The sequence below is a fragment of the Enterobacter sp. 50793107 genome (genome assembly GCF_001463365.1).
GTDB lineage: Bacteria > Pseudomonadota > Gammaproteobacteria > Enterobacterales > Enterobacteriaceae > Enterobacter > Enterobacter cloacae.
The window spans coordinates 1-11,495 of record NZ_LNII01000120.1 but is presented as its reverse complement, the minus strand read 5'-3'; the positions used below and the strand labels follow the sequence as shown (position 1 = coordinate 11,495).

The window sequence follows — 11,495 nt, the reverse complement described above, 5'->3', positions numbered from 1 at the left end:
GCTTTGCGTTGTGCTGGCATCCGAGGCGGAAACACCTTAAAATGGCATTTCAAATACATTTTAAATTTTAAAATTAATGAATAAAAATGACGAAACCCGGCAGGTACTTAACCTGCCCGCAAGTTATTTTGGCATGGTCCTTGGCATCATCGGCATGGGGTTCGCCTGGCGATACGCCAGCACCCTCTGGCCGGTTACGCGCTGGCCGGGTGAGGGGTTGGTTGCCCTTGCGGTGGTATGTTGGTTTTTACTGACGGTGGCGTTTATTACGCGCGCGGTGCGTTTCCCGCGTAGCGTGCTGGCGGAAATGCGACACCCGGTGATGAGCAGCTTTGTCAGCCTTTTTCCGGCCACCACGATGCTGGTTGCCATTGGGTTTGTCCCCTGGTACCGCCCGGTTTCGCTGGTGTTATTTGCCGTGGGCGTGGTGGTGCAGCTTGCCTATTCCGCCTGGCAAAGCGCCGGGCTATGGCGCGGTAACCATCCTCAGGAGGCGACAACGCCGGGGTTATATCTGCCTACGGTGGCAAACAATTTTATCAGCGCGATGGCGTGTGGTGCGCTGGGGTTTAACGATGCAGGGTTAGTCTTCCTCGGCGCAGGTGTCTTTTCCTGGCTCAGCCTGGAACCGGTTATTCTCCAGCGCCTTCGCAGCGCGGGTGAACTGCCCACCGCACTGCGTACGTCGCTGGGTATTCAACTGGCCCCGGCGCTGGTGGCCTGCAGCGCCTGGATTAGCGTCAACGGCGGGGAAGCCGATACCTTTGCCAAAATGCTGTTCGGTTATGGCCTGTTGCAACTGCTGTTTATGTTGCGTCTGTTGCCGTGGTATATGTCTCAGCCGTTTAACGCATCGTTCTGGAGCTTCTCGTTTGGCGTGTCGGCACTGGCAACCACCGGTCTGCATCTGGGGCACAGCAGCGCGTCAGGCTTTTTCCACGCCATTGCCGTGCCGCTCTTTATCTTCACTAACTTCATCATTGGGATGCTGTTGGTTCGTACATTCATCCTGCTGATACAGGGCAAACTTCTGGTGCGCACTGAGAAAGCACGGCTTATGCAATCTGAGGAACAATAATGGCTGTCGACGAAAACTACTTCACCGAGAAATATGGACTCACCCGTACCCATTCAGAGGTGCTGTACAGCGCAGAGATCGTTAAGCCCGGTAAAACGCTCGATCTCGGCTGCGGCAATGGCCGCAACAGCCTCTATCTGGCCGCTAACGGTTACGATGTGACGGCGTGGGATAAAAACCCCATGAGCATCGATAACATCGAACGCATTAAAGCGGCGGAAGGCATAGCGAATCTGCAGACGGCGATCAAAGACCTGAACAGCCTGAGCTTTGACGGGGAATACGATTTCATTCTCTCCACCGTGGTGCTGATGTTCCTTGAAGCGAAAACCATCCCTGGTTTGATCGCCAATATGCAGCGCTGCACGAAACCGGGCGGTTACAACCTGATTGTGGCCGCCATGGATACTGCGGATTATCCTTGTACCGTCGGCTTCCCGTTTGCATTCAAAACCGGCGAACTGAGCCACTATTACGAAGGCTGGGATCTGCTTAAGTACAACGAAGATCCCGGCGAACTGCACCGCACCGACGAGAACGGCAACCGCATCAAATTGCGCTTCGCGACCCTGCTGGCACGTAAACCCGCTTAACGGGCGGCCAGCAGACAGAGTTGCAGGGCAGTATGGTAAGAGGCCTCGAACGACGACAGCGGCAGAAACTCAAACCGTGAGTGGAAATTGTGCGCGCCGGTGAAGACGTTCGGGGTTAACAACCCTTTGGCTGAAAGCGCCGCGCCGTCTGTTCCGCCGCGCATCGGGGTGGGTTTGGGGGTGATCCCAAGGGATTCCATTGCCGCAAACATCAGGTCAATGGCCCGGCGATCTTCCCCAATCGCATTGCTGATATTGCTGTAGGTATCCTCAATCTGGTACTCCACCTTTGCGGTGGGGTGTCGGGCGGCAATCAGCGCCGCGACGTCGGCAATCTGCTGCTTACGGGCGGCAAAGCTTGCCTGATCGAAGTCGCGGATATTCGCTCTCAGTACGGCCTCGTTTTGCCCGGCCTGAATGCCGTTAAACCAGATATAGCCCTCACGCCCCTCGGTGCACTCCGGGGTTTGCTGTCGGTCAAAATGGTTAATGAAATCCGTCGCCATCAGCAGCGGGTTCACCAGCACGCCTTTGGCAGACATGGGGTGCGCGGTGACGCCGGTAAAACGGATTTCTGCCGCCGCCGCGTTAAAGTTTTCATAGACAATTTCACCCAGCTCGCAGCAGTCAATCGTCCAGGCAAAATCAACGTCGAAGCGCTTCAGATCCAGCGCTTTTGCCCCCTTCAGGCCAATCTCCTCATCCGGCACAAACGCAACCACGATATCCCCATGCTGATCCGCCGACGTCAGGTTTTCCAGCAGGGTCATCACCACGGTCACGGCGGCTTTATTATCTGCGCCTAATACGCTGGTTCCATCGCTGAAAATAATCTCTTCGCCGGGATAGGCCAGAATTTCCGGGTGCTCATTGACGCGAAGCCAGATCTCTTTCTCTTTATTCAGACAGAGGTCTTCACCATTAAAGGTTAATATTTGTGGATGAATATCCGGTGATAATCCCACGTCAACGGTATCAATATGGGTAATAAATCCAATCCGCGGCGCGCCGGGCACATTGCCTTTTTTTACCGCGGTGACCGTGGCAAATTCATCGATGACAATGTCGTCTAAGCCCAGCTGTGTCAACTCTTTGGCCAGTTCTCGCGCCATCTCATGCTGGCCCGGAGTGGAAGGGAGAGTGCTGACTTTTGCATCGCTCTGGCTGGTGATGGCGAGATAACGGAAAAAGCGTTGCGTTAATTGTCTGGAAAGCGGCGAGCCCATAGTGTTTTCTTCCTTATTTATTTTTCGGGTGTTTGCTCCCTCACTTTAATGTTATTTATGAAATGGCAAAAGAATTAATTAGCCGTCGAATTAAAAGACAGGAATAAATGATGAAAAGCAAACTCACAACGTTAACCCTGGCACTCGCCGCGCTCACGGTCAGTTCCACCGTAGCCGCGAAAACGCTGGTGTATTGCTCCGAAGGGTCTCCGGAAAATTTTAATCCTCAGTTATATACCTCGGGTACCAGCGTGGACGCCAGCGCGGTGCCGGTCTATAACCGGCTGGTCGATTTCAAACCTGGCACCACGGAGCTGGTGCCGAGCCTCGCGGATCGCTGGGAGGTGAGCGAAGACGGCAAGGTCTATACCTTCCATCTGCGCAAAGGGGTGAAATTCCAGAGCAATAAGTCCTTTACGCCAACGCGCGACTTTAATGCCGATGATGTGATTTTCTCGTTTATGCGCCAGAAGGATGTTAATCATCCGTACCATAACGTCTCTAACGGCAGCTATTCCAACTTTGAAAGTCTGGAGTTTGGCAGTTTAATCACCGCGATTGATAAAGTGGATGACCATACCGTGCGCTTTACCCTGGCGCACCCGGAAGCGCCATTTGTCGCCGATCTGGCGTGGTATTTCGCCTCCATTCTTTCGGCGGAATATGCCGACGCGATGCTCAAGGCGGGCACGCCGGAGAAGGTGGACATGGAGCCCATCGGCACCGGCCCCTTTAAGCTGGCGCAATACCAGAAAGACTCCCGCATCCTGTTCACCGCCTTCCCGGACTACTGGCAGGGGAAATCGAAGCTGGATCGGCTAGTGTTTACCATTACGCCGGATGCGTCGGTCCGTTTTGCCAAAATCGAGAAAAACGAATGTCAGGTGATGCCGTTCCCGAACCCGGCCGATCTGCCGCGGATGAAGGCGAACAAGGATATCAATCTCATGAGCAAGGCGGGGCTGAATACCGGCTTCCTGGCGTTCAATACCCAGAAGCCTCCGCTGGATAATGTGAAAGTGCGCCAGGCGCTGGCGATGGCCATCAACAAACCGGCCATTATTGACGCCGTGTTCCACGGCACTGGCACGGCGGCGAAGAACCTGCTGCCGCCGGGGGTATGGGGGGCCGACAGCGAGCTGAAGGATTACGAATACGATCCCGAAAAAGCCAAAGCGCTGTTAAAAGAGGCCGGTTTTGCCAACGGTATCAGCATCGATTTATGGGCGATGCCGGTGCAGCGCCCCTATAACCCGAATGCGAAACGCATGGCGGAGATGATTCAGGCGGACTGGGCCAAGGTGGGTGTGCAGACCAAAATCGTCACCTACGAATGGGGCGAGTACCTGAAGCGAGTGAAGGGCGGCGAACATCAGGCCGCGCTGATGGGCTGGACCACGGCGACCGGCGATCCGGACAACTTCTTTGGTCCGCTCTTTACCTGCACCTCGGCGAACGGCGGTTCAAACTCGGCCAAATGGTGCTACAAGCCGTTTGATGACATCATCGCCGAGGCAAAATCGATAACCGATCATGACAAACGCGTGGCGCTGTATAAGCAGGCTCAGCAGATGATGCACGATCAGATGCCCGCGGTGATGATCGCGCATTCCACGATTTTTGAACCGGTTCGTAAGGAAGTCACGGGGTACGAAATCGACCCGTTTGGCAAACATATCTTCTGGCAGGTTGATATCAAACCATGATTTTTCACTGCCCGTCGCATGGCGGGCAGACTTTTCGCAAATTGTGCTCCCGGCATCATTTTTTGTCACAACAAACCCGCCTGACTTTTGCTATAACTTCAAATGCATACTTGCAGATAACATGGAAAACCATCATGCGTACTCACACTTTTTTTAAAGTTGCAGTGCTTTCTGGTCTGTTGGCGCTGGCGGGGTGTTCATCCAAGGTCGCCGCGCCTGAACAATACTCCGGCTTTTTGAAAGATTACTCAGGCTTGCAGCAAACGACATCCGCAACGGGTAAACCAACCCTGCGTTGGGTCGATCCTTCTTATAACGAAGCAAATTACGACAGTATCATCTGGACGCCGATTACCTATTATCCGGCACCTAAACCGACCACTCAGATTGGTCAACGTACGCTTGATGAGCTGTTAAATTACACCAATAAAAAAATGAAAACCGCGATTGGCCAACGCAAGCCAATTGTGACGACGCCGGGCAAACACAGCCTGATTTTCCGCGGGGCGATCACCGGGGTGAGCTCGCAGAAAGAAGGTCTGCAGTTCTATGAAGTAGTGCCTGTTGCGCTGGTGGTGGCAGGTACGCAGATGGCAACCGGCCATCGCACCATGGATACCCATCTCTTTTTCGAGGGTGAGTTGATTGATGCGGCGACGAACAAACCGGTAATCAAGGTTGTTCGTAAAGGTGAAGGTAAAGAGCTGAACAACGAAAATTCACCAATGACCTTCGCGACGCTGAAGCAGGTTGTTGATGACATGGCGACGGACGCCACCATGTTTGATGTGCATAAAACAGCGAAATAATCATATACGGCCTGCACGCGCAGGCCGTTTTTTTATGCCGTACGCAGGCGTCTGAACCAGGTTTCCGGTCTGGTAAACATCACCATATTCCCGCCCAGAATCAGCAGTAACCCGATAATGCCGTTAATGTGCCAGACGTAGCCTTCATACACGGTGGAGATGGACAGCGCCACCAGCGGGAAGAGCAGCGTACTGTAGGCCGCTTTGCCCGGACCAATGCGTCCGACCAGGGTGAAGTAGGCGCCAAAGGCAATCACCGAGCCAAACAGAGCCAGATAGACCAGCGCCCCCATGTAGCTCATCGTCCATTGCGGCGCGAAGCTGTCGCCTCTGAACAGCGCGATGCAGCCCATCACCAGCGTACCGTAGAGCATCGCCCACGCGTTGGTGGTCATCGTCTCTAGCCCTCTGCGCTGATGCCGCATGCTGATCATGTTGCCCAGCGAGAAGCCGTAGGTGCCGAGTGCGGAAAGGCCAATGCCCGTCAGCAGCGATACGCTCCAGCCGCTGGCCAGCAGATCGTCCCAGAAGAGGGTGATGATCCCCACCAGACCCAGGGCGGCCGCTGTCCAGAAACGCGCGGGTGGACGCTGTCCGAAGAAAATAAAACTGTTGATGGCGTTATAGAGCACCGCCATGGAAAATATCACTGACTCCAGGCCGGTATTGATATGCGCCGCTGCCGTGTAAAAGCACCAGAAGTTGAAGCAAAACACGCAGCATCCTTGCAGCACGCAGAACAGATGATCCCGCAGCGCCAGTTTACGCAGGCGGCCAAGCGCCAGGAGCACCACCATCATCGTGGCGCTGGCCAGCGCAAAACGCCAGAAAATGGACACCGGGGCCGCCACAGGACCCTGCTGCAGGAAAATTGCAATCCAGGTGGTTCCCCAGATAACCACCACCAGTCCGTATAACAATGCGTTCATGTTGTCTCTCTTCTCAAACCACGGAAACCCACAGTATGGCGACGAGGGCGTTGACAGGCTTTCACCGTCCTGCGGCGGACTTGCAAAATCTTGCGCTTTTTTCTGTTCCGGGGTCTGGCAACGTGAAGAAACAATTCTTAGACTGACATTCTGATTCACAGACGCGCTAACGGTTATGTCACACGCTTACGATACCTTTGAAACGCTACGCCAACAGAACGCCGTGCTGCGGGAAACCGTTGCGCTCAATTCCGCTATCCAGCTGGCGGCGTGGTACAACAAGCGCGACACGATCACCGTAAAAAGCAATCATCACACCCTGAGCCTGTACGTGGCGGACGGTTATGAGAGCTATCAAAAAACGCCGGGCGGCTGGAAAAACGGCGGCGGGCCGGATCGTTTTTGCCTGATGCCGAAAGAGAGTGAATCGACGTGGGATATTCGCGATGACCTGTCGTTTGTCCACCTCTACTGCACCGATGACCATCTGCGCGATGTGGGTGAAAAAATCTGGGACAAACGCCCGCTGTCGTTGACGCTGGATGAAAAAATCTTTGGCAGCGATGCAAAAATCACTGCGCTCTATCGTCAGTTTTTGCTCGGCTGTGACTGGCAGCAAAAAGCCAACCAGCTGACGCTCAGCACGGCCTCGACGCTGCTGCTGACCCATCTGCTGCAGAACTATTCGAATGTGCAGTGGAAGCTGCCGGTGGTCACCGGCGGGCTATCGCCGTTTGTACTGCGCAACGTGCTGGCCTTTATCGAAGAGAACCTTGCTCAACCGCTCACGCTGGCTGAACTGGCGGCGCAGGCCGCGCTCAGTGAGTACCATTTTGCCCGCATGTTCCGCCAGTCGACGGGGCTGGCACCGCACCAGTACGTGATGCAGCGCCGCATGGAGAAAGCCAAAACGCTGGTGCAGCATACGGCGACGCCGCTGACGGATATTGCACTCGCCTGTGGATTTAACTCCGCCAGCCACTTCAGCAACCGCTTTCGCAGCGTGATGGGGATGACGCCTTCACAGCTACGCGCGGCGAAGACGTGATAAAACGGCGAAGCATACGCCTCCCAGCACCAGCCCCCAGAATGCAGAGCCAATCCCGAGCAGCGTCACGCCGCTGGCGGTCATCAGAAACGTGACAATCGCCGCGTCACGCTCCGTTTCGTTATGCAATGCCTGATACAAACTCCCGCTGATGGTGCCCAGCAGCGCCAGGCCTGCCAGCGTCTGGATCCAGCTCGGCGGCAGGGCCGCCATCAGCCCGGTGAGGGATCCCCCGAATACGCCCGCCAGCAGGTAAAAACCGCCTGCCGCCATCGCTGCCAGCCAGCGTTTACTGGCATCCGGATGCGCATCCGGGCTCTGGCAAATGGCTGCGGTAATGGCTGCAATGCAGATGGAGTAGACGCCGAAGGGCGAAAGCAGCAGCGCCAGCCCGCCGGTCGCGATCATCAGCGGAGATACCGCCAGCGGATAGCCCGACGCTTTCATCGTGGCGACACCGGGCGCATTTTGCGACGCCATGGTCACGAGGAAAAAGGGCAAGCCGATACTGACCAGGCTGGTGAGGCTAAACGCCGGTGCAATAAACTGTGGCATGACGAGGGAAAGGGTGAGTCGGTTTGTGACAACGTCACCGCCCGCCCAGGCTACCACGCTCCCTGTTATCAGAGTCGCCACAATGGCGTAGCGTGGTGCCAGCGCTTTGGCGACCAGCCATGCCGCAATCATGCTGCCGCACAGCAGAAAATGGCCGTCAAGGTGACTGAACGTCTGCAGGCCAAAGCGCAGCAGTACGCCTGCCAGCATCGCGGCGGCAAGCGAATGGGGAATGAGCTTCATCAGGCGGGCGAAGAGTCCGGTCAGGCCGCACAGTAAGATCAGCCCATTGGCGAAAATGAAAATGCCGATGGTTTCTGCAAGCGTTATCCCGTGCAGACTGGTAGCCAGCAGCGCCGCGCCGGGGGTTGACCAGGCGGTGAGCACCGGGGCTTTATACCACCATGACAGGGCGAGCGTACTGATCCCCATGCCAAACCCCAGTGCGGTCATCCAGCCGGCGATCTGCTGTGCGCTGGCACCTGCCGCGGCAGCAGCCTGCCAGATGATGGCGGCCGAGCTGGCATAACCGACCAGGACGGCAACAAATCCGGTAAGAATGGCGGGAAAAAGAGGGGCTGACTGGCGCATAATATCTCCGTTGTGCGTTATAACGTCCGCAATAAGGTAGCACTGTGCGTTATAGCGTACAAGTGGTATGCTTACCCCCTCGGGAGGAAACATGGAAATCACACAACATCTTGCTACAACACTCAAGACGCAGCGCCAGGCGCGCGGCTGGAGCCTGTCAAAGCTGGCAGAAGAGACGGGGGTGTCAAAAGCCATGCTGGGACAGATCGAGCGTAATGAATCCAGCCCAACGGTGTCGACGCTGTGGAAAATTGCCACGGGGCTAAACGTCCCGTTCTCGGCGTTTATCACGCCGGAGGCAGACCGGCAGGCGGTGTTCGACCCGCAGCAGCAGGCGATGGTGGTGAAACCGCTGTTCCCGTGGGATGAGACGCTGAAGTTCGATCATTTCTCCATCATCCTGGCGCCCGGCGCCCTGAGTGAATCCACGCCGCACGAGGCGGGGGTGATTGAACACGTGGTGGTGATAAGCGGTGAACTGGAGATGAAAATTGACGGCGAATGGCGAACCCTTTACCCCGATCAGGGCGTGCGTTTTGCCGGGGATAAACCGCATGCCTACCGCAACAGCAGCAGCCGACCGGTGCATTTTCACTCCCTGATTCATTATCCCCGCTAAAGGCTCGCAAAACTGTTTCGCTGATGCATACTTCTGACTACAATAGCCGCCATTTTGACCATAACGGATAACGACGAAGTATGCGCCTGCAATCCCATCATCTTGAACTTTTAAGCCCGGCCCGCGATGCCGCCATCGCCCGTGAAGCGATCCTTCATGGGGCTGATGCCGTCTACATTGGCGGTCCTGGCTTCGGTGCCCGCCATAACGCCAGCAACAGCCTGAGCGATATTGCCGAGCTGGTGCCGTTCGCCCACCGTTTTGGGGCGAAAGTGTTCGTGACCCTGAACACCATACTGCATGATGATGAACTGGAGCCTGCGCAACGTCTGATCACCGATCTCTACCAGACCGGCGTGGATGCCCTGATTGTTCAGGACATGGGCGTGCTGGAGCTGGATATTCCGCCAATTGAACTGCACGCCAGTACCCAGTGCGATATTCGCACCGTGGAGAAGGCGAAGTTTCTCTCCGATGCGGGCTTTTCCCAGATCGTGCTGGCGCGCGAACTGAACCTGAATCAAATCCGCGATATTCACCAGGCGACGGATGCCACCATTGAGTTCTTTATCCACGGTGCGCTGTGCGTGGCGTATTCCGGGCAGTGCAATATCTCCCACGCGCAGACTGGCCGCAGCGCCAACCGCGGTGACTGCTCTCAGGCCTGCCGTCTGCCGTATACCCTGAAAGACGATCAGGGCCGCGTGGTCGCCTTCGAAAAACACCTGCTGTCCATGAAGGACAACGATCAAACCGCCAACCTGGGCGCGCTGATTGATGCCGGTGTGCGTTCCTTCAAGATTGAAGGGCGCTACAAAGACATGAGCTACGTGAAGAACATAACCGCCCATTATCGTCAGATGCTGGACGCCATTATTGAAGATCGCGGTGACCTGGCGCGCGCGTCTGCCGGTCGCACCGAGCATTTCTTTATTCCGTCGACGGATAAAACCTTCCACCGCGGCAGCACGGACTACTTCGTCAATGCCCGTAAAGGCGATATTGGCGCGTTTGATTCACCGAAGTTTATCGGTTTACCGGTGGGTGAGGTGCTGAAGGTCGCCAAAGATTATCTCGACGTGTCGGTGACCGAACCGCTGGCGAACGGGGATGGTCTGAACGTGATGATCAAACGTGAAGTCGTGGGCTTCCGTGCTAATACGGTGGAAAAGACCGGTGAAAACCGCTATCGCGTGTGGCCAAACGAGATGCCTGCCGATCTCTATAAAGCACGTCCTAACGCTGCGCTGAACCGTAACCTTGACCACAACTGGCAGCAGGCGCTGCTGAAAACCTCCAGCGAGCGTCGCATTGCGGTGGATATCGAGTTAGGTGGCTGGGAAGAGCAGCTTATCCTGACCATGACCTGTGAAGACGGCATCAGCGTCACGCATACCCTCGACGGTCTGTTTGAGGTGGCGAACAATGCAGAAAAAGCCCTCAACAGCCTGAAGGATGGCGTGGCGAAGCTGGGACAGACCATTTACTATGCGCGCAACATTGCGGTAAATCTGCCGGATGCGCTGTTCGTGCCAAATAGTCTGCTGAACCAGTTCCGCCGGGAAACGGCAGAGATGCTGGATGACGCGCGACTGGCGAATTATCCGCGCGGCAGCCGTAAGGCGGAAACCGTGCCAGCGCCCGTTTACCCCGAGTCGCATTTATCGTTCCTGGCGAACGTGTATAACCATAAAGCGCGCGAGTTTTATCATCGCCACGGCGTGCAGTTAATTGATGCTGCCTATGAGGCGCACGAAGAGAAGGGTGATGTGCCGGTGATGATCACCAAACATTGTCTGCGTTTTGCCTTTAATCTTTGCCCGAAACAGGCGAAAGGCAATATTAAGAGCTGGAAAGCTACGCCAATGCAGCTGGTGAATGGCGACGAGGTGCTGACCCTCAAATTTGATTGTCGTCCGTGTGAAATGCACGTTATTGGCAAAATGAAAAACCATATTTTCAAAATGCCGCCACCGGGCAGTATTGTTGCCTCCGTGAGCCCCGACGAACTGATGAAAACCCTGCCGAAACGTAAGGGTAATTAATTAACGAAAGTGAGTACCCGGTTTGCGCGATTTTTGCCACAGGTGATGTTCGCGCAAACCCTCTGCTGATTCCTCCGCTGCGCTGCGTAATTCATCACTGTCTGCCTCGTGCCGGAGTTGATGATCAACATTCTTAACCCACAAATATTCATGGCCTTTGTGTCCTGCCATCAGCTGGCCGGAAAACAGGGCGCAGACCAGCATCATAAGCGTTAACCCCTTTTTGAACATGGATTTCCCCTTCAATAAAAATGCCACGCTAGCATGAACGTAGTTTCGTAGGGTTATTATTGGCA

Annotated in this window: 11 protein-coding genes; 7 read left to right on the top strand and 4 right to left on the bottom strand. The window is 55.5% G+C overall.

The annotated features are described in order from the left end of the window. Nucleotides 1-76 precede the first annotated feature (76 nt). A complete protein-coding gene (gene tehA, locus APU11_RS15655; RefSeq protein WP_058651345.1) occupies nt 77-1,078 on the top strand; it encodes a dicarboxylate transporter/tellurite-resistance protein TehA in 1,002 nt (333 codons plus the stop codon). Then, nucleotides 1,078-1,671, top strand: coding sequence for a tellurite resistance methyltransferase TehB (gene tehB, locus APU11_RS15650; protein WP_013096650.1), 594 nt, complete (start codon nt 1,078-1,080; stop codon nt 1,669-1,671). Before tehA ends, tehB begins: the two co-directional genes overlap by 1 nt. Here the strand turns inward: tehB and pepT are convergent. Continuing rightward, nucleotides 1,668-2,897: a peptidase T gene (gene pepT, locus APU11_RS15645; RefSeq protein ID WP_058651344.1), complete on the bottom strand. Its 1,230-nt coding sequence runs from the start codon at nt 2,895-2,897 to the stop codon at nt 1,668-1,670. The two genes, tehB and pepT, sit on opposite strands and share 4 nt — an antisense overlap. 110 nt (nt 2,898-3,007) lie before the next feature. Here pepT and APU11_RS15640 point away from each other — a divergent pair, with 110 nt between their 5' ends. Both APU11_RS15640 and APU11_RS15635 read left to right on the top strand, forming a co-directional pair. After that, a complete protein-coding gene (locus APU11_RS15640) occupies nt 3,008-4,603 on the top strand; it encodes an ABC transporter substrate-binding protein (protein WP_058651343.1) in 1,596 nt (531 codons plus the stop codon). Nucleotides 4,604-4,737: 134 nt separating this feature from the next. Then, nucleotides 4,738-5,412, top strand: coding sequence for a DUF3313 domain-containing protein (locus tag APU11_RS15635; RefSeq protein WP_058651342.1), 675 nt, complete (start codon nt 4,738-4,740; stop codon nt 5,410-5,412). A 32-nt stretch (nt 5,413-5,444) separates the two neighbouring features. On the opposite strand, the gene APU11_RS15630 is transcribed toward APU11_RS15635, so the two are convergent. Beyond that, nucleotides 5,445-6,341, bottom strand: coding sequence for an EamA family transporter (locus APU11_RS15630; RefSeq protein WP_020688599.1), 897 nt, complete (start codon nt 6,339-6,341; stop codon nt 5,445-5,447). A 175-nt stretch (nt 6,342-6,516) separates the two neighbouring features. Between APU11_RS15630 and APU11_RS15625 the strand changes: the two genes are divergently transcribed. After that, nucleotides 6,517-7,389, top strand: coding sequence for an AraC family transcriptional regulator (locus APU11_RS15625; RefSeq protein ID WP_058651341.1), 873 nt, complete (start codon nt 6,517-6,519; stop codon nt 7,387-7,389). Here APU11_RS15625 and APU11_RS15620 read toward each other — a convergent pair. After that, on the bottom strand, nt 7,369-8,628 hold the full coding sequence (locus APU11_RS15620) for a benzoate/H(+) symporter BenE family transporter (protein ID WP_072200435.1): 1,260 nt from the start codon (nt 8,626-8,628) through the stop codon (nt 7,369-7,371). The two genes, APU11_RS15625 and APU11_RS15620, sit on opposite strands and share 21 nt — an antisense overlap. Here APU11_RS15620 and APU11_RS15615 point away from each other — a divergent pair. Then, nucleotides 8,627-9,154, top strand: a complete 528-nt coding sequence (locus APU11_RS15615; RefSeq protein WP_013096643.1) for an XRE family transcriptional regulator — start codon at nt 8,627-8,629, stop codon at nt 9,152-9,154. The two genes, APU11_RS15620 and APU11_RS15615, sit on opposite strands and share 2 nt — an antisense overlap. Nucleotides 9,155-9,234: 80 nt before the next feature. Continuing rightward, entirely contained in the window at nt 9,235-11,199 is a 1,965-nt protein-coding gene (locus tag APU11_RS15610) for a U32 family peptidase (RefSeq protein ID WP_038419401.1), read from the top strand. Here the strand turns inward: APU11_RS15610 and APU11_RS15605 are convergent, their stop codons facing one another. Further along, on the bottom strand, nt 11,200-11,430 hold the full coding sequence (locus tag APU11_RS15605; RefSeq protein WP_013096641.1) for a DUF2554 family protein: 231 nt from the start codon (nt 11,428-11,430) through the stop codon (nt 11,200-11,202). It lies immediately after the preceding gene. Nucleotides 11,431-11,495: the final 65 nt, after the last annotated feature.